General features: G+C 63.8%; 20 protein-coding genes. 13 read left to right on the top strand and 7 right to left on the bottom strand.

The genetic code is table 11. From position 1 onward, the window contains the following. Positions 1 to 39: 39 nt before the first annotated feature. Positions 40 to 213, bottom strand: a complete 174-nt coding sequence (locus LDZ21_RS14550) for a DUF3563 family protein (RefSeq protein ID WP_075583151.1) — start codon at positions 211 to 213, stop codon at positions 40 to 42. 137 nt (positions 214 to 350) lie between these two features. Further along, the gene (locus LDZ21_RS14545; RefSeq protein WP_244795539.1) at positions 351 to 1,511 is read right to left on the bottom strand and encodes an extracellular catalytic domain type 1 short-chain-length polyhydroxyalkanoate depolymerase; all 1,161 of its coding nucleotides are present in this window, start codon (positions 1,509 to 1,511) and stop codon (positions 351 to 353) included. Between the two features lie 296 nt (positions 1,512 to 1,807). Here LDZ21_RS14545 and LDZ21_RS14540 point away from each other — a divergent pair, with 296 nt between their 5' ends. Further along, positions 1,808 to 2,494, top strand: a complete 687-nt coding sequence (locus tag LDZ21_RS14540; RefSeq protein WP_404981032.1) for a phosphatase PAP2 family protein — start codon at positions 1,808 to 1,810, stop codon at positions 2,492 to 2,494. 26 nt (positions 2,495 to 2,520) lie between these two features. On the opposite strand, the gene LDZ21_RS14535 is transcribed toward LDZ21_RS14540, so the two are convergent. After that, positions 2,521 to 3,345, bottom strand: a complete 825-nt coding sequence (locus tag LDZ21_RS14535; protein ID WP_244795537.1) for a molybdenum-dependent transcriptional regulator ModE — start codon at positions 3,343 to 3,345, stop codon at positions 2,521 to 2,523. 158 nt (positions 3,346 to 3,503) lie between these two features. On the opposite strand from LDZ21_RS14535, the gene LDZ21_RS14530 reads away from it, so the two are divergent. Further along, positions 3,504 to 5,090 carry an inorganic phosphate transporter gene (locus tag LDZ21_RS14530; protein WP_244795536.1) on the top strand — a complete coding sequence of 529 codons (1,587 nt, stop codon included), beginning with the start codon at positions 3,504 to 3,506 and terminating at the stop codon, positions 5,088 to 5,090. 265 nt (positions 5,091 to 5,355) lie between these two features. Continuing rightward, positions 5,356 to 5,514 (top strand): DUF3309 family protein, encoded by a 159-nt coding sequence (locus LDZ21_RS14525; protein ID WP_035966072.1) that lies wholly within the window; start codon positions 5,356 to 5,358, stop codon positions 5,512 to 5,514. Between the two features lie 78 nt (positions 5,515 to 5,592). Here the strand turns inward: LDZ21_RS14525 and LDZ21_RS14520 are convergent, their stop codons facing one another. Together LDZ21_RS14520 and LDZ21_RS14515 are read right to left on the bottom strand one after the other, a co-directional pair. After that, on the bottom strand, positions 5,593 to 5,901 hold the full coding sequence (locus tag LDZ21_RS14520) for a hypothetical protein (RefSeq protein WP_244795535.1): 309 nt from the start codon (positions 5,899 to 5,901) through the stop codon (positions 5,593 to 5,595). 36 nt (positions 5,902 to 5,937) lie between these two features. Continuing rightward, on the bottom strand, positions 5,938 to 6,168 hold the full coding sequence (locus tag LDZ21_RS14515) for a hypothetical protein (protein ID WP_035966075.1): 231 nt from the start codon (positions 6,166 to 6,168) through the stop codon (positions 5,938 to 5,940). 251 nt (positions 6,169 to 6,419) lie between these two features. On the opposite strand from LDZ21_RS14515, the gene LDZ21_RS14510 reads away from it, so the two are divergent. The 3 genes from LDZ21_RS14510 to LDZ21_RS14500 all read left to right on the top strand — a co-directional run bounded on the left by LDZ21_RS14510 (position 6,420) and on the right by LDZ21_RS14500 (position 7,943). Beyond that, a complete protein-coding gene (locus LDZ21_RS14510; RefSeq protein ID WP_244795534.1) occupies positions 6,420 to 6,692 on the top strand; it encodes a DUF2866 domain-containing protein in 273 nt (90 codons plus the stop codon). 91 nt (positions 6,693 to 6,783) lie between these two features. After that, positions 6,784 to 7,221: an MbcA/ParS/Xre antitoxin family protein gene (locus LDZ21_RS14505; protein WP_035966077.1), complete on the top strand. Its 438-nt coding sequence runs from the start codon at positions 6,784 to 6,786 to the stop codon at positions 7,219 to 7,221. Further along, a complete protein-coding gene (locus LDZ21_RS14500; protein ID WP_244795533.1) occupies positions 7,218 to 7,943 on the top strand; it encodes an RES family NAD+ phosphorylase in 726 nt (241 codons plus the stop codon). The genes LDZ21_RS14505 and LDZ21_RS14500 overlap by 4 nt, the downstream gene beginning before the upstream one ends. A 4-nt stretch (positions 7,944 to 7,947) precedes the next feature. Here LDZ21_RS14500 and LDZ21_RS14495 read toward each other — a convergent pair whose 3' ends face one another. Together LDZ21_RS14495 and LDZ21_RS14490 are read right to left on the bottom strand one after the other, a co-directional pair. Next, positions 7,948 to 9,252, bottom strand: coding sequence for a DNA topoisomerase IB (locus LDZ21_RS14495; protein ID WP_404981097.1), 1,305 nt, complete (start codon positions 9,250 to 9,252; stop codon positions 7,948 to 7,950). A 68-nt stretch (positions 9,253 to 9,320) separates the two neighbouring features. Further along, positions 9,321 to 10,058 (bottom strand): metallophosphoesterase, encoded by a 738-nt coding sequence (locus LDZ21_RS14490; RefSeq protein ID WP_244795532.1) that lies wholly within the window; start codon positions 10,056 to 10,058, stop codon positions 9,321 to 9,323. Positions 10,059 to 10,264: 206 nt separating this feature from the next. Between LDZ21_RS14490 and LDZ21_RS14485 the strand changes: the two genes are divergently transcribed. From LDZ21_RS14485 to glgX, 7 genes are all read left to right on the top strand, one after another. After that, the gene (locus tag LDZ21_RS14485; protein ID WP_244795531.1) at positions 10,265 to 10,918 is read left to right on the top strand and encodes a DUF1345 domain-containing protein; all 654 of its coding nucleotides are present in this window, start codon (positions 10,265 to 10,267) and stop codon (positions 10,916 to 10,918) included. Between the two features lie 351 nt (positions 10,919 to 11,269). Further along, positions 11,270 to 12,913 (top strand): glycogen synthase GlgA, encoded by a 1,644-nt coding sequence (gene glgA / locus LDZ21_RS14480; RefSeq protein WP_244795530.1) that lies wholly within the window; start codon positions 11,270 to 11,272, stop codon positions 12,911 to 12,913. Between the two features lie 120 nt (positions 12,914 to 13,033). Next, positions 13,034 to 13,210: a hypothetical protein gene (locus tag LDZ21_RS14475; RefSeq protein WP_160174748.1), complete on the top strand. Its 177-nt coding sequence runs from the start codon at positions 13,034 to 13,036 to the stop codon at positions 13,208 to 13,210. A 64-nt stretch (positions 13,211 to 13,274) separates the two neighbouring features. Next, entirely contained in the window at positions 13,275 to 16,673 is a 3,399-nt protein-coding gene (locus LDZ21_RS14470; RefSeq protein WP_244795529.1) for a maltotransferase domain-containing protein, read from the top strand. An 81-nt stretch (positions 16,674 to 16,754) separates the two neighbouring features. Continuing rightward, on the top strand, positions 16,755 to 20,135 hold the full coding sequence (gene treS, locus LDZ21_RS14465) for a maltose alpha-D-glucosyltransferase (protein WP_244795528.1): 3,381 nt from the start codon (positions 16,755 to 16,757) through the stop codon (positions 20,133 to 20,135). Beyond that, positions 20,128 to 22,356: a 1,4-alpha-glucan branching protein GlgB gene (glgB, locus tag LDZ21_RS14460; protein ID WP_244795527.1), complete on the top strand. Its 2,229-nt coding sequence runs from the start codon at positions 20,128 to 20,130 to the stop codon at positions 22,354 to 22,356. Before treS ends, glgB begins: the two co-directional genes overlap by 8 nt. 144 nt (positions 22,357 to 22,500) lie before the next feature. Further along, positions 22,501 to 24,726: a glycogen debranching protein GlgX gene (glgX, locus tag LDZ21_RS14455; protein ID WP_244795526.1), complete on the top strand. Its 2,226-nt coding sequence runs from the start codon at positions 22,501 to 22,503 to the stop codon at positions 24,724 to 24,726. Position 24,727 lies beyond the last annotated feature (1 nt).

Here is a 24,727-nt window from a genome sequence, read left to right as displayed (position 1 = left end):
GCATTTTCACATCCACCGCGAACAATGAAGCGATGAAGTTTAGTTCGACATCCACGACGGATGACGCGCCGCTGCGCGCTGATCGAGCTTCTTCATGCGATATTCGAGATCGTAAATGTCAGTCGCTTCGGCGAGGTACTCGTCGTCGCGCTCGCGATCGCGCTGGTCAGCGGACTTGGTCAGAAAAAGGAAAAAGCGGGAAAGCAGGAACATGGTTGGCCTCGCTGGAATACTGGGGTAACTACCTATGAAAGCGATTATAGGGTAATCCCTGATGCGACGCCAGCCTTTTACGCTAGAACCCTGATACTAAAGATCATTTTGCAACAGTCGAAACGATGCGCCGCCGCTCACGCGACGAACGCAGCCTGCGCCGCTTCTTTGGAACGGCGCTGATGCTTGAAGAATTCCCACATCAGCGCAGCCGAATCCCGCCCTTTGGATGAGTGGAACGCGACGGTGTCGTCGCCGCCGGCCCACGAATGGCCGAGCCCGCGAACAATCGATGTCTTCACCACGCGCCGGCCGTTCTTGAAGTAATCGCGCACGACGCCGTCTTCCTGCGTTTCCTCGCGGACATCGCCCGCGCGGCGATTGCCGGCGGCATCGATGAAACCGTTCAGCCGCAAGAACTGCTTCGTGAGCTGATCCGCATTCGCCGACGTGACGACGGAATCGAGCTCGCCGTGGACGATGACCGCGGGCATGCCCGGGTAGTCGCGCACATCGACGGCTGCATCGATCAAGGCGACCGGATCCGAGCGGCTGGCGCGCCGCATGACGTCCATCGCGCCGATGGCCGACGTCGCTTCGCCGAACACGACGCCCGAATGAAGCCCGACCGCGGCGAACAGTTGCGGATAGCGCACCGCCAGCATCGCCGAAAGCCCCGCTCCGGCCGACATGCCCGCCAGATAGACTCGCTCGGCGTCGAAATCGTGCTTCGCGATGACCGCGTTGATGAGCGAGACGATCGACGCCGCTTCGCCGCCGCCCGCGCCGCTCGAATCGTCGTACCAGTGCCAGCAGCGATGCGGATGCTCGTGCTTCGACTGTTCCGGGTACAACACTGCGAAGCCGTACTTGTCGGCGAGCAGGTTCATGCGCGTGCCTTGCGCGAACTCGTCAGCGGTCTGCTGGCAGCCGTGAAGCATCACGACGAGCGGCAGCCGGCCGAGCGTGGCTTTCGGCGGCATGTACAGCGCGTACGACAGGTGATTGACGAATCGCCCGGCTGTCGGCGGCGCGGAATGATACGAGCGATCCCACTTGCCTCGCGCCCACGCCGACGCACGCGGCCGCACCCGCGACTCGCGGACTTCAGGGCGCGCCAGAGTACGGGGCGAGACGGCGGTTTTCGTCGCTGTGACGGGCTTGATCTTCGATTTAACGGTTTTCGCGCGCACCGGCTTTCCCGCAGCGCGCGGCTTCGGAAGGGGTTTCAGTTCCACTTGGCCAGCGACCAGGCGTCTCAAGCCGCGCAACCAGACTTTGGTAAGGCTTTTCGACATTCGGCTGGGCTCTCCACAAACGTTGACTCAATTAGTGCGCGACAAACAGACGCGCATCTTGCTGCATTGCACAATAACACCATATTCGTTTTCTAGCCGAACGCGATCAGTATATGCAAACGAATTTTGCCCGCACTTACCATACGATGTCCGCTTTACACAGAGGATGAGCGCCGTAAGCGGGTAACTCTTTCCGACAAATTCGGCCTGATCCGAACCGGTATACTCCTCGGCTTCGCACACGATCAAGTGGTCGGTCTGCCGCAGTGCAGCAACACCTATGCCACGCGAACACAATGAACCTCGATTTGCCTTTTTCAGTCTGGATGAGCATCACTGCCCTCGGCGGCACGGGCGTCATGCTGCCCGTTGCCATCGCCGCGGCTGCGTGGCTCGCGCTCGGCTATCGCTGGACATACACGGTTGAATGGGTCGCGCTCTTTAGCGTCGGCAGCGCACTCGTCGCGGTGAGCAAAATCGCGTTCATCGGATGGGGAATCGGAATCCGTCACGTGGACTTCACCGGCATCAGCGGGCACGCCTACATGGCGACGTCCGTCCTGCCCGTCGCGATATTCGTCGCGCTGTTGCCCGCGCGCGGCTCGGTTCGGGGAGGCGGCGTGCTGATCGGCTTGCTGCTGGGCGTGGTGGTCAGCGGGTCGCGTGTCGTGGTGAACGCGCATTCGGTGTCGGAAGTAGTGGCCGGCTGCATGCTCGGCGCGGCGGTATCGCTCGCGTTCGTGCGCATCGCATGGCGCGCGGAGCCGGGCAAGCTCGCGCCGATGCCGGTAGCGGCGAGCCTGGCCGCCGTCGTCGTGGCGCTGCATGGCGTGCCCGTGCCGACGCAGCATTGGATCACCGAAATCGCGCTCGGATTGTCTGGCCATCCATACCCTTACGTGCGGGCGCTCTGGAAGTCGAAGAGCTATCACAAGCCGGATCGCCGGACCGACGTCCAGGCAATCCGCGATGGCCTGAGCTGACTATCGCGTTCCCGCGCGCTCGATCGTCAGTCGTTCACGCCGATGATCACGCTCGACGCCTTCACCACCGCGACCGCTTTCTGACCCGGCGCGAGGCCAAGCGTGTCCGCGCTTTGGTTCGTGATGATCGCGGTGACAGTCGTCGCGTCGTCGAGTGAAAGCGTCACTTCGGCGTTCACCGCGCCGCGCGTCACGCTCGCGACGGTCCCGCGCAACTGATTGCGCGCCGACAGCTTCGCCGGGGCGTCTTCCATCAGCATGACCCACGACGCCTTGATGAGCGCGAATGCATCGCTGCCTTCCGTGAGACCAAGCGTCTCGGTGCTCTCATGCGTGACAACCGCGACGATGGCCTGTCCGCCCGGCAATCCAAGCTCGATTTCGTCGTTCACCGCGCCGCGCGTGATCTTCGTGACCTTTCCCGCCAACTGATTGCGTGCACTCGTTCTCAATCCCAGTCTCCCGATCAATCGCCAATCGTCCTCGAAGCCTTCGATGGCTTCACCTACCCGCCTAAGAAACTTGCGATGCTCGCGCTCGACGGCCTGATACGTGTCGATGATCCGCAACGCCGATGCCGTCAGCTTCGTCCCGCCGCCGCCCCGGCCACCGGTGGCGCTGGCGACCAGCGGTTCGCCGGCCAGGTTGTTCATCGTATCGATCGCGTCCCAAGCCGCCTTGTAGCTCATGCCGACGGCTTTGGCCGCCGCGGTGATCGAACCCGTATCGCGGATGGCAGCCAGAAGCGCGATGCGCGCCGCGCCGCCGAGCGTCTCGCCGCCGCTTTTCAGCCACACTGAGCCGCCGAGTTCGAGCGGATCGCGCGGCGCGGGCGGGGTCGTTTTGGTCATCGGTCGTGTCGTTGCTGGTCAGGAACAGCGTGGCGATTATATCGGCGTTCTCTTAGACGCATTCATATGAAATAACAAAGGCTTACGCGTTCACGAAACCGACACGCGCACCAGCAAACATGGCCTTTTCCGCAATGTTCCAGGCTCAAGGACGCGCCATGAACCAGATCGTCTTTCCGAACACCCGCGCAGGCCGCACGCCGGGGCAACGACTCGCCTTTCTCGTGTTTCTGCTCACAATCGGGGCGGGCGCCGTCTACTGCGTCATGCATCTGCTGGAAGATCTGGCGCCCGTGCGCGAATCGTCCGCGTTCCCGTACATTCTGCTCGGCGTTGCGCTGCTCATCGCGCTCGGTTTTGAATTCGTCAACGGCTTCCACGATACCGCCAACGCCGTCGCGACAGTCATCTACACGCACTCGCTGACGCCCAACCTCGCGGTCGTCTGGTCCGGTGCGTGGAATTTCATCGGCGTGCTCGTATCCAGTGGCGCGGTCGCGTTCGGCATTCTGCAATTGCTGCCGGTGGAACTGATCATCGGCGTCGGCAGTTCGCAGGGCTTCGCGATGGTTTTCGCGCTGTTGATCGCGGCGATCATCTGGAATCTCGGCACGTGGGCGCTCGGCCTGCCGTCTTCCAGTTCGCACACGCTGATCGGCTCGGTGGTCGGCGTCGGCCTGATGAACCAGATGCTGCACGGGACCAATGGCACGTCGGGCGTCGACTGGAGCCAGGCGGTGTCGGTCGGCAAGTCGCTGCTGTTTTCGCCGATTATCGGCTTCGTCCTTGCCGGCTTCCTGCTCTATGTGCTGAAGCTCGTGGTGCGCGTGCCGGCGCTCTACAAGGAGCCGAAGCCGAACACGCCGCCGCCGTTCTGGATTCGCTGCCTGCTGATCCTGACGTGCACCGGCGTGTCGTTCGCGCACGGCTCCAACGACGGCCAGAAAGGCATGGGCCTCATCATGCTCATCCTGATCGGCACCGTGCCGACCGCGTACGCGCTCAACAAGGCCGTGACCTCGGGCGAAACGCAGACGTTCCTTGCGGTAAGCCACAGCGCATCGGAGGCATTGCAGCGTTATGCCGGCGACGCATCTCCCGGTGCGGATGCGCGTGCGCGCGTCGAACGCTACGTGCAGACCAAAACGCTCGCGCCGGACAGCGTCGCATCGCTGAAGGCGCTGATCGATTCCATCGATTCGCAGATCCGCCCCAGCGAGACCATCGCCGCCGTGCCGCAAGGCAATGTCCGCAACGTGCGCAACGAGATGTACATCGCGTCGGAAGCGTTGCGCTTGATGGGCAAGCAGAACGCGCCTGCCTTCGCGTCGAATGACCGCGCCGTGCTCGACAACTACAAGCATCAGCTCGATCACGCGACGAAGTTCATCCCGACGTGGGTGAAAGTCGCCGTGGCGGTTGCGCTGGGACTGGGAACGATGGTCGGCTGGAAGCGCATCGTGGTGACGGTCGGCGAGCGCATCGGCAGGACGCACCTCACCTATGGGCAAGGCGCATCGGCGGAACTGGTCGCGATGGTCACCATCGGCGCTGCCGATGCCTACGGGCTGCCCGTGAGCACGACGCACGTGTTGTCGTCGGGCGTTGCGGGCACGATGGCCGCGAATGGCTCCGGCCTTCAATGGCGCACGGTGCGAAGTCTCGCGCTCGCGTGGGTGCTGACGCTGCCGGTCTCGATTGTGCTGGCGGGCCTGCTGTTCTGGGTCTTCCGCGGAATATTTTGAAACCCGACCCCGATGCAATTCTTTCAAGGCGCTCGACCAACTCTTTCCTTTTGACAATCGCGACAGTTCGCGCCTTCGTCGCCGGGTGCGCGCCGCGCCTTGTTTGTTAAGGGTTCGCGCCAATGGCACGGATGCTGCTCTCTGCTCCTTGTCGATCGCAACGCCAAAGGCCAGCGGCATCGCGCCGCTCGATCCGACGTGCGGCTGCCTGGGGGAGGCCACGTCGAGCCGGATGGTCGCGCGATCTTTTACAAGGAGAAGTCAAATGACAATCGGAACCATCCTGTTGATCGTGCTCATCCTGCTGCTGATCGGCGCCATTCCGTCGTGGCCGCACAGCCGTAGCTGGGGCTACGGACCGAGCGGGATTCTCGGCGTCGTGCTGGTCGTGGTGATTGTCCTGTTGCTGATGGGACGCCTATAAGCGCCCTGTCGCCGGCTCAAAAGGAAAGGGGCGCTCGATGGAGCGCCCCTTTCTCGTTCTGGCTGTCGCGCTAGTTCTTCAGACGCGCATGACCTGTCCGTTCGGATCGATCTTGCGCGGGATGACCGGCTCAGTCTGCTTCGGCGAATTACCCTTGCGCGGCGACGCGGCGACCGGCTGATCCATGGAAGCCTTGTCGGCCACCTGCTTGACTGCCGTCGCGCTCTTGCGCTTCTTCTTTCCGGCCGTGCGCGATGCGCCATGCGCCTTGTTCTTGCCCTTCACCACGTGTACTTCGGGCGGATTCCAGACTTCCGTGTAATGCGTCGCCGCCGCTACCGGCGACGAACTCAACACGAAAGCGATCGTCAGGAATGCGATTTTCAAGTCGTTTCGCTCCATCGATTTATGCCCCTGTTGCCTCTAATGATCCTGACGCGCGCTGCGCGAGAGGATGGCGTCGAGCGAGCGCTCGGACGTTTCGAGTTCGCGCAGTGCGTCGTCCAGGCGCTGCTGCGAACGCGCCACGGAGCGCGCGCCGTACTCCAGAGCCGGCTCGCCCCGAGTGGCGTCGAACGCGGCGTTCACCGCGCGTGTCGCGCGCATGAAACGTTCGAGCGCGGCGGCTTCGAGCGAATCGTTGCGGGATATCATCGGCACACTCCTTGTTGCGGACAACTGTACGAATATACAGTAAGCTGGCCCGCCGGCAAACAAACGCCGCGGCGCGTGGTGAAAATGCCGAAGCGCCTCTTGACCGGCGCATCCCAGCGCATTGGAGCATCGAAGCGGCTTTTCGCCGCACGCGGCATCGCGTTAGCGCCGGTTAAGCGCGGCTTAATTATCCGCGGACACACTCGACTCGCCATCTGGCCCAACGGGGCCGTCAACGTGAGGAATGTGCCATGTCCAGCAACGCCGCCACGCGTTCATCCTTCTCCAATGTTGCCCGGGCGATGCGCAGTCACACCGCGCTGAAGCTGAGCCGATGCCGTCTGTCCGCGCCGATCGAGCCGCCCTGGGGTCAGCCGTACCGGATGGTCGAGTGGTCGTTGAAGAGCGATCCGCATCTGCAGCGCTGCGTGGTGCCGGCCGATTGCACGCCGTCCGACATCGCCGACGCACTGCAATCCCACGTTCCCGGCCGCCGCTACACCGTGCCGGAAGACGAAGATTAACCCGCAGTCGTCGCGTGCAGGCGAAATATCGCTTGTATGAATCCATATATGGACTACCATGCGTTAAGAGTTCCTTTGGAGACTTAACGACATGCCTCACGCCGCACGCGCTGCCTCGGCGACGACCGAACATCCGGTCCCGCGCCCCACGCCGGATATCGGCGACTTGTCTGCGGCCGGCCTGCGCGCGTTCATCAACATCGCCCGCGACTGGGCCTTGTCCGCCGACGAGCAAATCAAGCTGCTCGGCTCGCCCGGCCGCTCGACGTACTTCAAATGGAAGAACACGCCCGAATCGGCGCGGCTGCCGCGCGACACGCTCGAACGCCTGTCGCTGATTCTCGGCATCTACAAGGCGCTGCAGATTCTGCTGCCCGAACCGCACGCCGCCGATACCTGGGTCAGGCGTCCCAACACCGCGCCGCCGTTCGGCGGCAAGCCGGCGCTCGATCGCATGCTGGCGGGCAATATCAGCGATCTCGTCGCCGTGCGCCAATATCTCGACGCGATGCGAGGCGGCTGGGCGTGAACGACAAGCAGGCTGAAACGAACTGGCGGGCGCGCTGGCCGCATGGCGAACTCGACTGGTCGCCGGCGTATCGGGTGATTCCGACGCGTTTTCCGGCGGTGAATCTGTTCGACCGCGTCGCGTCGCCACAAGATTTCGACGCTCTCTACGCGCTCGAAGCAATGACCAACGACCGCCTGCGCACCGAGACCGGCGAACTCGATCTGGTGCCGTCCGACGAACGCTGCTTCGGGCCGGGATGCGGGCCGATCATGGCCGCCTTCACGCATTTGAATCCGAGCGGCAGCCGCTTTTCCGACGGCAGCTACGGCGTGTTCTACTGCGCCCGCGAGCGGCGCACGGCCATCGCGGAGACGCGCTATCACGCCGGTCTCTTTCTCGCCGCGACGAAGGAAGCGCCGCTGCGCCAGCAAATGCGCCTGTACACGGTCGTCGCGCGGGGCGAGGTCGTCGATCTAACGGGCGATCGCATCGCGCAGGCGGGTCTCGATCCGCGCATTCTCGCGCCGGACGATTACGCGCCCGGCAAGGCGCTAGGGCGCGCGATCCGGGCGGCGGGCGCACCGGGCATCGCATATCCGTCGGTGCGCGATCCGCAGGGCGACTGCCTCGCTGCGCTGCGCACGACGATGCTGCGCGACTGCCATCACGCCGCGTATCTCGAATACAACTGGAACGGCGAAACGATCGACTACGTGTTCGAGCTGAATCAGGTCGGCTAGGCGATCATCGGATCGCGACCGCCGTCGATGTCCGCGTGCGCGACAGCTTCTTCGTCGCCGGACGCGCGGCCTTCGGCGCGGTCTTGCGCGCGACGGTCTCGATCGCCTGGACCGCCGCATCCTTGGCGCTTCCCTTCAGCGCACCGGCGCGCGCCTTGCGGCTCGATTCGGCGAGCATGCCGGTCAGCCGCGTATCGCTTGCGGCTGCGCCCTTGCGGTTCTTGCGCGCCGCCTCGCGCGCCCGGCGCTTGGCCTCTTTCTCCAGAAAGATGACGAGCGCGGCTTCATCGGTCTTGAGTCCGTGACGGCGCGACGCAGGCAACGCTTCCGCGAGTTCGCCCGCTTCGAATGCCTCGATGACAGCCGGATGCACATAGCATTTGCGGCAGATGGCCGGCGTATTGCGCAGCAGTTGCGACACTTCCTTGATCGTCCCGACGATATGCTTGCGCGCCTCCGTCACGGTCTCCCACTGGAGCTTGCGCAGCGCCGCGAGCGCGAACACGCTGCCCGCCCACGTCCGATAGTCCTTCGCGGTGAAATCCGCGCCGGTGATCTCGCGCAGATAGTCGTTGATGTCCGACGACGTCACGCCGTGGCGCGTGCCGTCCGCATCGAGATACTGAAAGAGGTCCTGGCCCGGCAGGTCCATGCAGCGCTTCACGATTCGCGCGACGCGCGCATCACTCACGGCGACGTCGTGTTCGATGCCGCTCTTGCCGCGAAACTTGAAGCGCAGCGTTCCCGCCGATACCTTCAGATGCCGCTTCCTCAGCGTCGTCAGCCCGTACGAGCGGTTCTCCCGCGCGTATTCCTCGCTGCCGACGCGAATCAGCGTCGTATCCAGCAGCCGCACGACGGTGGCGAGCACCTTGTCGCGCGGCATGCCGTCGAGCGCGAGATCGCGTGTGACGCGCGCCCGCAGCTTCGGCAGCACCGCGCCGAACGCGAGCATGCGCTCGTATTTGTTGGCATCGCGGGTTTCGCGCCACTGCGGGTGATAGCGATACTGCTTGCGCCCGCGCGCATCACGGCCCGTGGCCTGCAAATGGCCGCGCGAGTCCGGGCAGATCCAGACATCGGTATAGGCGGGCGGGATCGCGAGCGCCTTGATGCGCCGGATATCGGCCTCGTCCTCGATGCGATTGCCCTGCGTATTGAAGAAGACGAACTCCCCGTCGATCCATTCGCGGGTGTAGCCGCGCCGCGAGTCGTCGACGTATCGGAGGCCGGGTGGCAAGTCTTCGATGCAGACTGCCGCGTTGTCGTTTTGCGCACCGCTCGCGCTCTTAGCCCCGTTGCTTTCGATGGTCGCCACTGCCTGCCTCGCCTGTTTGCTTTCGATTCATGGCGAGGAATTCAGCAACGCCCGTGCCTTTAAGGCAACGCCAGCTCCCGCGCGCCTTCCGACGCGGCCCAGCGCTCCTTCACGGACCATCGTTCATCGGTGCCGGCTTCGACGATCGTGAGCCGCCCTTCCGATGCGAACGCGCCGGTATCGATAAAAATCTGCGAGCCGATCTGCCGCACCGCGCGCATCGGCGTGTGGCCGCAGTACGTGGGCGAGAGACCGCGTTGCAGGCCGGGGTCCGCATTGCCGAGCGCAAGGCCGCGGCCCCATAGCATCTGGCTGCGCGTCTGTTCCGCGAACTCGGCGGCGTCGAGATCGGCGTCGCTGCCGAAGAATTCCGCGTGCAGCACGTTGAAGCGCCGCTCGCCTTCGCCGACGACGCGCACGAGCGGCAAGCGCGCAAGCCGCGTGGCGAGCGTATTGAGCTGCTCGTCCGCCAGCGTTTCGGCCCATGATCCGCCGATGGCGTACCACGCCTGGCGGCGCATCGCGCCAGTCGCGACCGCGATCAGCGAATCCTCGTGATTGCCGAGCACCGGATAGAACCACGGCTTGTCGATCAACTCGATCGCGGCGAGCGAGTCTGTGCCGCGATCGATCAGATCGCCGACCGAGAACAGACGATCGCGCGAGCCGTCGAAGCCGATCTCGCGCAACAGATAACGCAGCGCATCGACGCAGCCATGCAGATCGCCGACGACGAAATCGCGGCCGATCTCATTGGCTGGGTGCCTGCAGACGACGGGATAGGTAGGATCATTCATGCGTCGAATCTTAGCGCCGGCTCAACGGCCGGTGTGCGTGCTGGGTCGCTTTTCGCTGCGTTTTCGGCGGCGAGCGGCGGCAGCGTTTCGAAATGGTCTCCGATCCGATTGTCGCCCGAAAGCAGGCGCTGCGGCCATCACTTGCACATGCGTCTGTAAGGCGCGTCAGTGATAATCGCCGACTGCCGCGTTTCCCCGTCGAGACGATGAATCTTCTCCCACCCGTGTTGCGCACCCGTCCCCGCGCCCTGATCGGCCTGGCGGTCGGCTTTGGCGTCACCGCTCTCCTTCCAGGGAACGTGCGGCCGATCGTGCGCGCGCTCATCGGCTGGGACTCGGCCGTATGGCTGTATCTCGCGCTCATCTGGCTGCGGATGGCCAGCACGCGGCAAAGCAACGTGCAGGCGCTCGCCGAGCGCGAGGATGAAAACGCCGCCGCCGTGCTGATGATCGTGAGCCTCGCGGCGGTTGCGAGCCTCGTCGCGATCGTCGTGGAACTCACGGCGGCGAAGAGTCACGGCGCGCATGCGTATCTGAACTATGCGTTGACCGGTGCGACGATGCTGGGCGCATGGTTTCTCATCCCGACGATGTTCACGCTGCATTACGCGCGGCATTACTATCGCTCGCCACCCGGCAACCCCGCGCTCCGGTTCCCCGACCGCCACCTCAAACCCGATTATTGGGATTTCCTGTACTTCTCGTTCACCATCGCCGTCGCCTCGCAGACATCCGACGTGATGCTCTGCTCCCGGGACGCACGCCGCACGGCGCTCGCGCAATCGGTACTGTCGTTCTTCTTCAACCTGGCGGTCCTCGGATTGTCGGTGAACATCGCGGCCAGCATGGTCGGCGGCTAAGGCCAGCGCGCCGCGCGTAACGCGCCTTAGATATCACCTCGATACGCTTCGAACGCCCTGTGTAAAAACGCGACGCACGCCGCTGTCAGTTTTACACGCGGCACGCGCTAGCGCTTTTGCGCTGTTGCGAGATGCGCGACACCGGACCCTCGTCGAACATAAGTCCGAAATGATCGTGCGAGCGCGCACATACGGGACAGGGTCGTGGCATGCACATTGCTGCACTGCGCAAGCCAAAAAGAAATTACCCGATCAGTACCCGGAATGCGCGGCCCGGCTGGTCCTCGTCACCGGTGTCGAGTGTACGAGCGCATGGCCATCGCCCCGCGTTTGCCCGCACAGGAGTCCACTTTGCCTTTGAACGTTCTGCTGGTCGCCTCCGAGGCCGTCCCGCTCGCCAAGACCGGCGGCCTCGGCGACATGGTCAGCGCATACGCCGCCGCCCTGCGCGCAGCCGGCGTCGACGCCACGATTCTCCTGCCCGCGTACCCCAAGGCTCTCGCCACGGCGGTGGACGTCAGCAAGGTCTGCACGCTTCACGATCTCCCCGGCGGCGATGCCTCGCTCTTGCGCGCGCGCATGCCCGATACCGGCGTGCCGGTGCTTTTGTTGCGCTGCGATGCACTGTATGCGCGCACCGGGCTTTATCAGGATGCACAGGGCCGCGATTATCCGGACAACGCAGTCCGCTTCGCGACGCTGTCGGCGGCCGCCGTGCGCGTCGCGCAGGGTGTGCGCGGCGTCAAGAAGCCGGATATCGTCCACGCACACGACTGGCACAGCGGCCTGACGCCGCTCCTGATGAAGCACGCTGGCGTGCAGGCCAAGAGCGTCTTCACAATCCACAATCTGGCGTTCCAGGGCAACTACGCGCTGTCGCTCGGACGCTCGCTCGGCGTGCCGGAGAAGTGGCTCGTGCATGCGTTGAGCGACCCGCAGAGCATCGAGTTCTACGGCGCACTGAGTTTGATGAAGGCGGGGATCGTTCATAGCGACCGCATCACGACCGTCAGCGAGACCTATGCGCGCGAAATTCTCACGCCGCGCTTCGGGCACCTGATGGAAGGCGTGCTGCAAAGCTGCGCGGACAAGCTGTCGGGCGTGGTGAACGGCATCGATGAAGACGCTTGGAATCCCGCCATCGATCCGCTGATCGAGCGCACTTATTCATTCGACGACATGCGCGGCAAGCACGCCTGCAAGCGCACGCTACAGCGCATGTTCGGCCTGCCGGTCGATCCGTTCGCGCCGCTCATGGCGATCGGCAGCCGCATGACCGGTCAGAAACTCGCCGATGTCGTGCTTCAGGCGCTGCCGCGCCTGCTCGAGAAGCATCCGCGCCTGCAACTCGCCGTCATCGGCCAGGGCGAGGCGTACATCGAGAAGGGATTCCGCAAGCTCGCGCAGGAGTGGCCGGATCGCGTCGGCGTGCATATCGGCTATAGCGAGCGTCGCGCGCATGCACTGCACGCCGGCGCGGACATTCTTCTGCACGGCAGCCGCTTCGAGCCGTGCGGCCTGACCCAGCTTTACGCGATGCGTTACGGCACGCTGCCGGTCGCGTCGCGCGTGGGCGGACTGGCCGATACCATCGTCGATGCCGGCGAAGCCGACATCGCCCCGCAGGAAACCGTGTATGTCCGCGACGGCACGCACGACGCGCCCATCGCAGTGCAAGCCTCGTCGCGTGCGCCCACGGGCTTTCTGTTCGACGGCGAAACGCCTGACGACGTCGTCACCGCGGCGGGCCGCGCACTCGATGCGTACATGCGCCCGCCCGCCTGGCGCGCGATGCAGCGCAACGCGATGTCGTGCGATTTCGGCTGGGCCGAGGCGGTATCGAAGATGATCGCGCTGTATTCCGGTCTCACCGGCCTGCGCCCGAGCCGTACGGCCGTGCGCCTGCGCCGTCTGCCTGTCCGGGCCGATGTGCAGACACCCCTTCCCGACCACGCGCACCGCAACGGCAAGCCGCTCGTCGCGAAGAGCGCGTAGCGTTTTGAACCGCATGCGAACGGGGCGTCCCACATGCGCCCCGGCTTGCCGCATAGTATCGCTGTGACGAAGCGCCGTTCGGGTACGCAAAAGGCGCGGCACGCAACGTGCTGTCAGGCGATGCAACGCCCGCTGGAAACCCATTGGACCGTGGCGGCAGCCGTGCCCGATCCATTTGCATCGCGAAACGCGACCCGGGCCTGCATCGTCGACGGCGCCGAGCTTTCGCATGGGGTCCGCGAAGCGCGCGATGCGCCGAAACGTGCGGACCGGCCCTTCAGCCAGTTTGACCCGTGAGCGTGATCGCGATTTCGTTGCCCGCATCCCCGCCACCGCAGGACGACTCTGGAAAAGACGAACGATGGAAAACCATCAAGCTCATCATGCGTACGCGCCTCGTATCTACTTCATCGATCCCCTTCTCGTCGGCCCTCTCGCCAACTGGCCTGCCCAGTTCGAGCACGCGGCCGCGCTGGGCTTCGATCACGTTCTGATCGGCTCGCCGTTCGTGCCCGGCAGCAACGGGCATCGTGAAGCGGTCGCGGACCATCATCGCCTGCATCCTGTGTTCGAATCGAACGCCAGTGCCGCCGACGGCCTGCGCGAACTCGCCGATGCCGCGAAAAAGCACGGCATCACGCTGCTGGTCGATGTCGTGATCGATCGCGTGAGCGCGGAAGGCGGGCTCTATCAGGAGAACAAGCACTGGTTCAAGCCATTCGAAAGCGCCGATGCGCGGCTCGATCCGCGCCGCCCGCCGAGTCAGCGGGATGTGGCGCATGCGAACTTCAACGATGGCGAAGCCGCGCAGCAACTCACCGCGTGGTGGGCGCGCGAACTGAGCCTGATCGCCGATGCGGGCGTTGGCGGCTTTCGCTTCGCATCGCCGCAGGCCGTGCCTGCTCACGTGTGGCGCAGGCTCGGCGCGGCGGTGCGCGAAAAGCATCCGGACACGCGCTGGCTCGCGTGGACCGTGGGCGTATCGCGCCATGATCTGCACGGCCTCGTCGATGCGGGCTTCGATGCCGTCTTCGCCTCGACGCGCTGGTGGGACTTCAAGAGCGCGTGGCTCGTCGATGAACACGCGGCGCTGTCGCGCATCGCGCCGCCAGTTACGTTTCCGGAAGAACCCTACGGCTCGCGCCTGATCGCGGACCTGAGCGATACCAGCGACACCTCGCTCATCGAACGCGCATACTGCCGCGCGCTCTTCACCGCCGCTGCGCTCGGCACGGGCATGCTCGTGCCGATGGGCTTCGAATATGGCGTCGGCTTGCCGATGTCGCAGCAATACGGCGTCGCCGCCGAATATCAGCGCGCGAAGAAAGAAGCGCGTTTCGATCTGTCCGCGCAGGTCATGCGTGCGAACAAGTTGCAACGCGAAACCGCGACGCTTTCCGGCGTCGGTGAACTGCGCGCGCTGACCGGCGCGGGCACGCCGTACGCGGCGCTGATCCGCGCAGCGGGCGGCGACTTGCGGCATAGCGAATCGGCGGTGCTGATCGTCATCAATCCGGACCTCGTCGCGCCCGTGCAGGTCGATACGCGCCATCTGCTCGAAGGCGTCCCCGGCAACTACACGCGGTTTGCGCCCCTCGACGATGCCGCCGCCAAGCCCGAACGCCTCGCGTCGCTCACGCTGAAGGCGGGCGAAGTGCGCCTGTTCCGCGCCGAAGCCGAGCCATTCGTGCTGCTTGCGCAGCCGCAAGTGAAGCGCGGCGCGAAGGCGGCCGACAAGAAATCCGTGGCCGAGGCGATTGCCGCCCCGCGCGTGTCGATCGAAAGCGTGACGCCATCGGTCGATCACGGGCGCTTTCCGGCGAAGCGCATCGTCGGCGAAGCGGTGGAGATTCAGGCCGCGATCTTCGCGGAAGGCCATGACAAGATCGCCGCCGCCGTGCAATGGCGCGCCGCCGACGAGACCGAATGGCACGAAACGCCGATGTCGCCCGTGCTGCCGCTCGGCCTCGACTTGTGGACCACGCGCATTCCGCTCGAACGCGTGGGCCGCCATGAATTCGTCGTGATGGCGTGGCGCGACGATTACGCGTCGCTCGTCGATCACATGCAGAAGAAGCTCAAAGCCGGGCAGACCGTCGAACTCGAAGTCGAGGAAGCGAAGCATCTGTTCGCGCTGATCCTCGCGGAAGTGAAGACGGTCGAAGACTCGGACAGCGCCCCGCTCGAAAAAATCGTCAAGGAATTCACGAAGGCCGACGACGCGCGCAAGCTCGAACTCGTGATCGCGCCGGCGACTGCGCAAGCGGTGGCTGCGGCACGGCATCGGCCGTTCCTGTCGCGCGATCCGGTGGTGTATCGCATCGACTCGGAACGCGCCGCTGCACGATTCGCGAGCTGGTACGAAATCTTCCCGCGTTCGATGAGCGACGACGAGAACCGTCACGGCACCTTTATCGATGTGATCGGCAAGATGCCGCGCATCCGTGAGATGGGTTTCGACGTGCTGTACTTCCCGCCGATTCATCCGATCGGGATCGCGAATCGCAAGGGCAAGAACAACTCGCTGACGGCCGGCCCGGACGATGTCGGCAGCCCGTATGCCATCGGCGGCAAGGAAGGCGGCCATACCGCCGTGCATCCGGAACTCGGCAATCTGGACGACTTCAAGCGCATGCTCGATGCCGCGCACGAACATGGGCTGGAGATCGCGCTCGACTTCGCGGTGCAATGCTCGCCGGACCATCCGTGGCTCAAGGAGCATCCGACGTGGTTCGCCTGGCGGCCCGACGGCACGCTGCGCTATGCGGAGAATCCGCCGAAGAAGTATCAGGACATCGTGAATCCGGACTTCTATGCGAAGGACGCGAAGCCCGATCTGTGGCTCGCGCTGCGCGACGTGTTCCTGCACTGGATCGCGGCGGGCGTGCGCATCTTCCGCGTCGATAACCCGCACACGAAGCCGTTTCCGTTCTGGGAATGGGTCATCGGCGATGTGCGCGCGCGTCATCCCGACGTGATGTTCCTCGCCGAAGCGTTCACCCGGCCGCGCGTGATGAATCGCCTGGCGAAGCTCGGCTTTTCGCAGTCGTACACGTACTTCACGTGGCGCGAAACGAAGCGCGACTTTGTCGAGTACATGCACGACCTCACGCAGACCGACGCGAAGGATTACTTCCGCCCGAACTTCTTCGTGAATACGCCGGACATCAATCCGCGCTTCCTGCAAAGCTCGGGGCGTCCCGGCTTCGTGATCCGCGCGGCGCTGGCGGCGACGCTGTCGGGACTATGGGGCGTGTATAGCGGGTTCGAATTGTGCGAGTCAGCCGCACTGCCCAACAGCGAGGAATATCTGGATTCCGAGAAGTATCAGTTGAGGGCGTGGGACTGGAACCGGCCGGGCAACATCGTTGGAGAAATCACGGCGCTGAACCGCATCCGCCGCGCGAATCCCGCGTTGCAGACGCATCTCGGCGTGAACTTCCTGCCCGCGCATAACGATCACATCCTCTTCTTCGAGAAGACGAACGCGTCCGGCGATAACGTCGTGCTCGTCGCCATCAATCTCGATCCGTTCAACGAGCAGGGCGCGGATATCGAACTGCCGTGGAAGACGCTGGAACGCTGGGGCGTGCACGAAGGCGACGCGATCGCGGTCGAGGATCAGGTGACGGGCGACCGTTTCGAATGGCGCGGGCGGCGGCAGCATGTGCGGCTCAATCCTCATTCGCTGCCCTTCGCGATCTGGCGCATCTCGCCGGCCGGAGGCTTGCCGAAGCCCCGGCTCGCCGGGGAACAGTGAATGCGCGCACCGAACGACGGTGAACCGGTAACAGGGCACATGGCCTACTAAGAGCACTTGGAGCAAACCGTGGATACAAGGGTGAAGCGCAATAAGAAGACATCGCTGCTGAGCGATGATCCGCTCTGGTACAAAGACGCAATCATTTATCAGGTTCACATCAAGTCGTTTTTCGATGCGAACAACGACGGCATCGGCGACTTCGCGGGCCTGCTTGCGAAGCTCGATTACATCGCGGAACTCGGCGTCGATGCGATCTGGCTTTTGCCGTTCTATCCCTCGCCGCGTCGCGACGATGGCTATGACATCGCCGACTATCGCAACGTGCATCCGGACTACGGCACTCTCGCCGATGTCAAACGCTTCATTCAGGAAGCACATGCGCGCGGCATTCGCGTCATCACGGAACTGGTCATCAATCACACGTCGGACCAGCATCCGTGGTTTCAGCGCGCGCGGCGCGCCAGGCCGGGATCGAATCATCGCAACTACTACGTGTGGTCCGATACGGACAAGAAGTACGAAGAGACGCGCATCATCTTCATCGATTCGGAGCCTTCGAACTGGACGCACGATCCCGTTGCGGGCCAGTACTACTGGCATCGCTTCTATTCGCACCAGCCCGACCTGAACTTCGACAATCCTGCGGTCATCAAGGAAGTGCTCAGCGTGATGCGCTTCTGGCTCGACATGGGTATCGACGGTCTGCGGCTGGATGCGGTGCCGTATCTCGTCGAACGCGAAGGCACGAACAACGAGAATCTGCCGGAAACGCACGCCATCCTGAAGCAGATTCGCGCGACCATCGACGCCGAATATCCGAACCGCATGCTGCTCGCGGAAGCGAACCAGTGGCCGGAAGACGTCAAGGAATACTTCGGCGACGAAGACGAATGCCATATGGCGTTCCACTTCCCGCTGATGCCGCGCATCTACATGTCGATTGCGAGCGAGGACCGCTTCCCGATCACGGACATCATGCGTCAGACGCCGGATCTCGCGGCCACGAATCAATGGGCGATCTTCCTGCGCAATCACGATGAACTCACGCTCGAGATGGTGACGGACTCCGAGCGCGATTACTTGTGGAACACGTATGCCGCCGATCGCCGCGCGCGCCTGAACCTGGGCATTCGCCGGCGTCTCGCGCCGCTGATGGAGCGCGACCGGCGGCGCATCGAACTGATCAACTCGCTGCTGCTCTCGATGCCGGGCACGCCCGTCATCTATTACGGCGACGAACTCGGCATGGGCGACAACATCCACCTCGGCGATCGCGATGGCGTGCGCACGCCGATGCAATGGTCGTCGGACCGCAATGGCGGCTTTTCGCGCGCCGATCCTGAGCAGCTCGTGCTGCCGCCGGTGATGGGCTCGCTCTATGGCTATGACGCGGTCAACGTCGAATCGCAAAGCCGCGATCCGCATTCGCTGCTGAACTGGACGCGCAAGATGCTTGCGGTGCGCCGCTCGAAGCATGCATTCGGGCGCGGCTCGATCCGCTTCCTGAAGCCGAGCAACCGCAAGATTCTCGCGTATTTGCGCGAACTGGAAGGCGAGCCGCCGGTGCTGTGTGTCGCGAACCTCTCGCGTGCGCCGCAAGCGGTGGAACTCGATCTGTCGGAGTTCGCGGGCTCGGTGCCGCTCGAAATGACGGCGGATTCGCCGTTTCCCGCCATCGGCCAACTGACTTATCTGCTGACCTTCCCGCCCTATGGCTTTTTGTGGTTCCAGCTCTGCCCCGGCAACATGCGGCCCGCATGGTCGCAGGCGCCGTCAGAGCAATTGCCGGAGTTCGTAACAATGGTCATTCGCGCGGGACAAACGGGACCGACGCCGGAGAACGTGCGTCTTCTGGAATCCGAAGTATTGCCGAGCTATCTGAGCAAGCGCCGCTGGTTCGCGTCGAAGGATCAGAAGCTGCATGCAGTGCGCCTCGCCGCGCTTACGACGATCGAAGGCGCAGGCTTCGCCTTCACCGAAATCGAAGCGGACGTCGGCAAGCACACCGAGCGTTACGTGCTGCCGCTTTCGATTGCGTGGGGCACGGAAACGACTTCACCGCTCTACATGCAGCTTGCGCTCGCTCGCGTGCGCCGGGGCCGAACGATCGGCCATATCACCGATGCGTTCGCGGTGCCGCAGTTCACCTACGGCATCTTGCGCAAGCTCAAGCAACGCGCTGTGGTGCCGACCGTGCAGAAGAGCGAGATTCGCTTCATTCCGACGGAGCGCTTCGAGGAGCTCGACATGAATCCCGCATCGCCGCCCGAAATCCGCTGGCTTGCGGCCGAGCAAAGCAACAGCTCGCTCGTGATCGGCGACAAGATCGTGCTGAAGCTCGTGCGGCGCGTGGTTGGCGGCATTCATCCGGAAGCGGAGATGAGCCGCTATCTGACGAAGCTCGGCTATGCGAACACCGGCCCGCTGTATGGCGAAGTGGTGCGCGTCGATCCGCAGGGCGTGCCGCATACGCTCGTGATCCTGCAGGGCTTCGTCGACAACCAGGGCGACGCGTGGAACTACGCGCTCGATTATCTGCGCCGTGTCGTCGATGAACTCGCGGTCACCGGCGAAACCGACGACGCCAAGCCCGACCAGGCCGCGCAGGCTGGCGGCTTCGAAGGCTACGGCAACATCGCGGGCATCATCGGCAAGCGGCTCGGCGAACTGCACGTCGCGCTCGCCTCGCCGACCGATGACGAGGCCTTCTCGCCGCGCCGTGCCACGGCCAAGGACGTGAAGGGCTGGGTGGACGGCACGCTGCAACTGCTCACGAGCGCGCTCGACATCCTCGAGCAGAAGGCGGCCAGCTTCAACGAGCACGATCGGGGGCTCGCGCAAAGCCTGCTCGATCGTCGCGAGATGCTGATCAACGCCGTGAAGAAGCTCGTTCCTTCGGATGCCGATGCACTGTGCACGCGCATCCACGGCGACTTCCATCTGGGCCAGGTATTGATGGCGCAAGGCGATGCGTATCTGATCGACTTCGAAGGCGAGCCCGCGCGCACGCTCGAGGAGCGCCGCCGCAAGACGAGTCCGCTGCGCGACGTCGCGGGCCTGCTGCGTTCGCTGTCGTACGCGAGCGCCGCGGCGCAACCGACGACGGAAAACGCGCCTGCACAGACGGCCGATCGCAAGCGCGCGTTGTTCGAAAGGATGCGCGCGTTCGCCGAAGAGAAGTTCCTGCGGCAGTATCGGCAGGCTATCGAGACATCGCCCGAGACGATTGCGGATGAACGCGTCTTCACGGCCCTGCTCGATCTCTTCCTGATCGAGAAGGCCGCTTACGAGATCCGTTACGAAGCCGCGAACCGGCCGACGTGGATCGGCCTGCCGCTGCGCGGTCTCGCATCGCTGGCGAGCCGGCTGCTCGGCGACACCGGCGCGCCGCCCGCGCCCGGCACGCGTCACGTGACCGACGCCACCAAGGACAATCCGGATGGAACCCACCATGAATAACCGTAGCGACGCGGGATCGGACACGCGTAACCCGGCGCATGGCCTCAATCCGCTCGACATCGATGCGCTCGTGGAAGCGCGGCACCCCGATCCGTTCTCGATGCTCGGCCTGCATCAAACCGAGCACGGCTATGTCGTGCGCGCGTTCCTGCCGAATGCGTCCGGTGTAAGTGTCGTCGATGCATCGAACGGCGAGCCGTTAGGCCAGCTCACGCGCATCCACGATGCGGGGCTTTTCGCGGGCTATGTCGAACGTCCCGCTGCGTATCGGCTCGTGATCGACTGGCACGGCACGCCGCAGGAAACGTACGACACCTACTCCTTCGGCCCTGTGCTGTCCGATGAGTGGCTAGACCGCCTGTCGCGCGCCGATCCCTATGCGGTGCTCGAATGTCTCGGCTCGCGGCCGATCACGCATGGCGGCGTGGCGGGCGTTCGCTTCGCGGTGTGGGCGCCGAATGCGCGGCGCGTGTCGGTAGTCGGCGACTTCAACACGTGGGATGGCCGTCGTCATCCGATGCGTCTGCGCCATAACGCCGGCGTGTGGGAGCTGTTCATCCCGGGCATCGGCGCGGGCACGCGCTACAAGTACGAGATCGTCACGCGCGAGGGCCATACGCTGCCGCTGAAGGCCGATCCCTGCTCGATGCAGAGCGAGAAGCCGCCGTCGACGGCATCGGTGGTGGCGGATGCCGACGCCATCGATCATTACGCATGGACCGACGATGAATGGATGAACACGCGCGCCGCGAAGCAGACACCGCAAGCGCCGATCGCCATTTACGAAGCGCATGCGGAGTCGTGGCTGCGCGTGCCGGAGGAAGGCAATCGCGGCATGAACTGGCACGAGCTTGCCGAGCGTCTGATTCCGTATGTGAAGACGATGGGCTTCACGCATATCGAGTTCATGCCGGTGGCGGAGCATCCGTTCGGCGGCTCGTGGGGTTATCAGCCGCTTGGGCAATTCGCGCCTTCCGCGCGCTTCGGCACGCCGGAGCAATTCGCGGAGTTCGTGAATCGCGCGCATGAGGCGGGGATCGGCGTAATTATCGACTGGGTGCCCGCGCATTTTCCGAACGATGCGCATGGCCTCGTGGAATTCGACGGCACGCCGCTTTACGAGCATGCCGACCCGCGCGAGGGCTACCACCAGGACTGGAACACGATGATCTACAACCTCGGCCGCAACGAGGTGAGCGCGTTCCTGATCGCATCCGGGCTCGCGTGGCTGAAGCGCTATCACGTCGATGGCTTGCGTGTCGATGCAGTGGCGTCGATGCTGTATCGCGACTATTCGCGCAAGGCGGGCGAGTGGGTGCCCAACATTTATGGCGGCAGAGAGAATCTGGAGTCGATTGCGTTCCTGAAGCGTTTGAATCAGGAAGTGCGGCACATTCCGGGCGCGATCACGATTGCGGAAGAGTCGACGGCATGGCCGGGCGTGACGGCGAGCGTGGAGAGTGGCGGACTGGGCTTCGACTTCAAGTGGAACATGGGGTGGATGCACGACACGTTGCATTACATGCAGGAAGACCCGGTGTATCGGCAGTATCACCATCACCTTTACACGTTCGGCATGGTGTATGCCTATTCCGAGCGATTCGTGCTGCCGCTTTCGCACGATGAAGTGGTGCACGGGAAGGGATCGCTGATCGGCAAGATGCCGGGGGACAGGTGGCAGAAGTTCGCTAATTTGCGGGCCTATTTGAGCTTCATGTGGACGCATCCGGGGAAGAAGCTGCTGTTCATGGGCGGCGAGTTCGGGCAGGTGGCGGAATTCAATCACGATGCATCGCCGCATTGGCACTTGCTCGATGATCCGTTCCACGGCGGGTTGCAGAAACTCGTGCGCGATTTGAATTTGCTCTATGTGGGCGAGCCTGCGTTGCACAAGCTCGATAGTGATCCGCGGGGGTTCGAGTGGATCGTCGGCGATGACAACGCCAATAGTGTGTTTGCTTATCGGCGGACGGATGCCGAGGGGCGCGAGCTGGTTGTGGTTTGCAACATGACGCCGGTGCCTCGGGCGGGGTATCGCGTTGGGCTGCCTCGCGGCGGGCGGTGGAGTGAAGTGCTCAATTCGGATGCTTCCGTCTATGGTGGGTCGAATACCGGGAACGGGGGGGTTATTCATGCCGATGACATGTTCAGTCATGGGCGGCAGCAGTCTGCTGCACTGACTTTGCCTCCTTTGGCTACTATTGTTTTGCGGGCTGATTGAGTTTTTTATGGGCTTCGTAATTTCATGTCGGTCTATCAGGTCGCTCCGGGGAGGGGCGAGCCAATAGACCGGCACGAATACAAGTGCAACGTCCCGAGAAGGCCGACCCCCAAGCGCCGCCAAGCGCATCAGAAAAAGCAAACCATGCCCAACGCACTCCCCGACAAGTTACTCCCGGGCGCCCCCTACCCGCTCGGAGCCAACTGGGACGGACTCGGCGTCAACTTCGCGGTATTCAGTTCGAATGCTCATCGCATCGAGGTGTGTCTGTTCGACAGCACCGGCCGCAAGGAGTTGATGCGCTTCGATCTGCCCGAATGCACCGACGAAGTCTGGCACGGCTATCTGCCCGGCGCACATCCCGGCACCGTCTACGGATTCCGCGCCCACGGGCCCTATCAGCCGCAACAAGGGCATCGCTTCAATCCGCACAAGCTCTTGCTCGATCCCTATGCGAAGAAACTCGTCGGCCCCTGGCGATGGTCCGACGCCCTCTTCGGCTATCGCGTGCATTCGAATCGCCTCGACATGTCCATGGACCGGCGCGACTCCGCGCCCGCCATGCCCAAATGCATCGTCACCGACGACGCCTTCGACTGGTCCCGCGACGTGCGCCCCGATACGCCGTGGGGCGAAACCATCATCTACGAAACGCACGTGCGCGGTGCATCCATGAACCGCAGCGATATCCGCCAGCACGAACGCGGTTCGTTCGCCGCGCTGTCATCGCCGTGGTTCATCGAGCACTTGCAAAAGCTCGGCATCACCGCCGTCGAATTTCTGCCCGTGCATGCGTTCCTCAACGACCGCTTTCTCGTCGAACGCGGACTGCGCAATTACTGGGGCTACAACACCGCCGCCTTCTTCGCGCCCGAGCCGTCGTATCTGTCGACGCATCGGCTCAACGAAATGCGCATCGCCGTGCGCCAGCTGCATGCGGCAGGCATCGAAGTCATTCTCGATGTCGTCTACAACCACACATGCGAAGGCAGCGAACTGGGGCCGACGGTTTCATGGCGCGGGCTCGACAACGCCAGCTACTATCGCCTCATTCCCGGCGACGAACGGCACTACATCAACGATACAGGCTGCGGAAACACGGTCAATCTCTCGCATCCGCGCGTGCTGCAAATGGTGATGGACTCGCTGCGCTACTGGTCCACCGCGTTCAACATCGACGGCTTCCGTTTCGATCTCGGCGTCACCCTCGGGCGCGAAGGCCACGGCTTCGATCCCGGCTCCGGCTTCTTCGATGCAATCCGGCAAGATCCCATTCTCTCGACGCGCAAGCTCATATCGGAGCCGTGGGATATCGGTCCCGATGGTTATCAGGTCGGCAATCATCCACCCGGTTTCGCCGAATGGAACGACAAGTTCCGCGACGGCGTGCGGCGCTTCTGGCGCGGCGATGCAGGCACGCGCCCCGATCTCGCGGCGCGTCTGACCGGCTCGGCTGAACTGTTTAATCGCCGCTTCAGAAAGCCGTGGGCATCCGTGAACTTCGTCGCTTCGCATGACGGCTTCACACTCGCCGATGTCACCGCGTACACGCAGAAGCACAACGAAGCGAATCAGGAGGGCAATAACGACGGCCACAACGAGAATTGCAGCGCGAACTGGGGCGTGGAAGGTCCGACCGACGATCCCGCGATTCTCGATATCCGTGCACGCGTCGCCCGCTCGATGCTCGCGACGACGCTGCTGTCGCTCGGCACGCCGATGATTCTCGGCGGCGACGAATTCCTTCGTACGCAGCACGGCAACAACAACGCGTATTGCCAGGACAACGAGATCTCATGGATGGACTGGGACGCTGCTCATGGCCCGGGCGGCGTCGAAATGACGGAGTTCGTCGCGCGCGTGATCGCGCTGCGCAAAAAGTACCCGGTGCTGCGCGAGACGCGTTTTCTCTATGGCGATCGCGAAGTGCTGCCGGGCCTCTACGACGTCAGCTGGTTCGACGAACGCGGCAACGCGCTTGCTATAGAAGCATGGCAAGACCCGGAAGGACGGGCGCTGGTCCTGCGTCGCGCGGGGCCGGGACTCACGGGCGAAATCGATGTCGTCCTGCTCATGATCAACGGCTCCGCGCAGGCGCTCACGTTCGCACCGCCCGCGCCGCACTTGGAATGGAACGTGCTCCTGGATAGCGCGGAGCCCGACGCTGTCGAGAGACCGCTCGTCGGGAGTGAATTGGAACTGGCCGCGCACAGCATCGTCGTGCTGCTCGCGCAGCCGACCGGCGAAGCGGACTGGCAAGCCGTATGGATGGCGGGCGCCCATCAAGGCCCGCGTCTTCTGACCGCCCTGCCGCCGGACCCCGGAACGCTGCCATCGCATCAGACGCCGGAGACCGGTTCGACGTCCTAGC

This window comes from Caballeronia grimmiae (assembly GCF_022879615.1).
GTDB classification, from domain to species: domain Bacteria; phylum Pseudomonadota; class Gammaproteobacteria; order Burkholderiales; family Burkholderiaceae; genus Caballeronia; species Caballeronia grimmiae.
The sequence above is the reverse complement of the archived record's forward strand: the minus strand, read 5'-3'. Positions and strand labels throughout refer to the sequence as shown.

What these genes read in the sequence shown, in the direction of transcription:
- LDZ21_RS14550 (WP_075583151.1), bottom strand. Translation starts at nt 213, where the DNA reads ATGTTCCTGCTTTCCCGCTTTTTCCTTTTTCTGACCAAGTCCGCTGAC.
- LDZ21_RS14545 (WP_244795539.1), bottom strand. Translation starts at nt 1,511, where the DNA reads ATGTCGAAAAGCCTTACCAAAGTCTGGTTGCGCGGCTTGAGACGCCTG.
- LDZ21_RS14540 (WP_404981032.1), top strand. Translation starts at nt 1,808, where the DNA reads ATGAACCTCGATTTGCCTTTTTCAGTCTGGATGAGCATCACTGCCCTC.
- LDZ21_RS14535 (WP_244795537.1), bottom strand. Translation starts at nt 3,345, where the DNA reads ATGACCAAAACGACCCCGCCCGCGCCGCGCGATCCGCTCGAACTCGGC.
- LDZ21_RS14530 (WP_244795536.1), top strand. Translation starts at nt 3,504, where the DNA reads ATGAACCAGATCGTCTTTCCGAACACCCGCGCAGGCCGCACGCCGGGG.
- LDZ21_RS14525 (WP_035966072.1), top strand. Translation starts at nt 5,356, where the DNA reads ATGACAATCGGAACCATCCTGTTGATCGTGCTCATCCTGCTGCTGATC.
- LDZ21_RS14515 (WP_035966075.1), bottom strand. Translation starts at nt 6,168, where the DNA reads ATGATATCCCGCAACGATTCGCTCGAAGCCGCCGCGCTCGAACGTTTC.
- LDZ21_RS14510 (WP_244795534.1), top strand. Translation starts at nt 6,420, where the DNA reads ATGTCCAGCAACGCCGCCACGCGTTCATCCTTCTCCAATGTTGCCCGG.
- LDZ21_RS14505 (WP_035966077.1), top strand. Translation starts at nt 6,784, where the DNA reads ATGCCTCACGCCGCACGCGCTGCCTCGGCGACGACCGAACATCCGGTC.
- LDZ21_RS14490 (WP_244795532.1), bottom strand. Translation starts at nt 10,058, where the DNA reads ATGAATGATCCTACCTATCCCGTCGTCTGCAGGCACCCAGCCAATGAG.
- LDZ21_RS14485 (WP_244795531.1), top strand. Translation starts at nt 10,265, where the DNA reads ATGAATCTTCTCCCACCCGTGTTGCGCACCCGTCCCCGCGCCCTGATC.
- LDZ21_RS14475 (WP_160174748.1), top strand. Translation starts at nt 13,034, where the DNA reads ATGCAACGCCCGCTGGAAACCCATTGGACCGTGGCGGCAGCCGTGCCC.
- LDZ21_RS14470 (WP_244795529.1), top strand. Translation starts at nt 13,275, where the DNA reads ATGGAAAACCATCAAGCTCATCATGCGTACGCGCCTCGTATCTACTTC.
- glgB (WP_244795527.1), top strand. Translation starts at nt 20,128, where the DNA reads ATGAATAACCGTAGCGACGCGGGATCGGACACGCGTAACCCGGCGCAT.
- glgX (WP_244795526.1), top strand. Translation starts at nt 22,501, where the DNA reads ATGCCCAACGCACTCCCCGACAAGTTACTCCCGGGCGCCCCCTACCCG.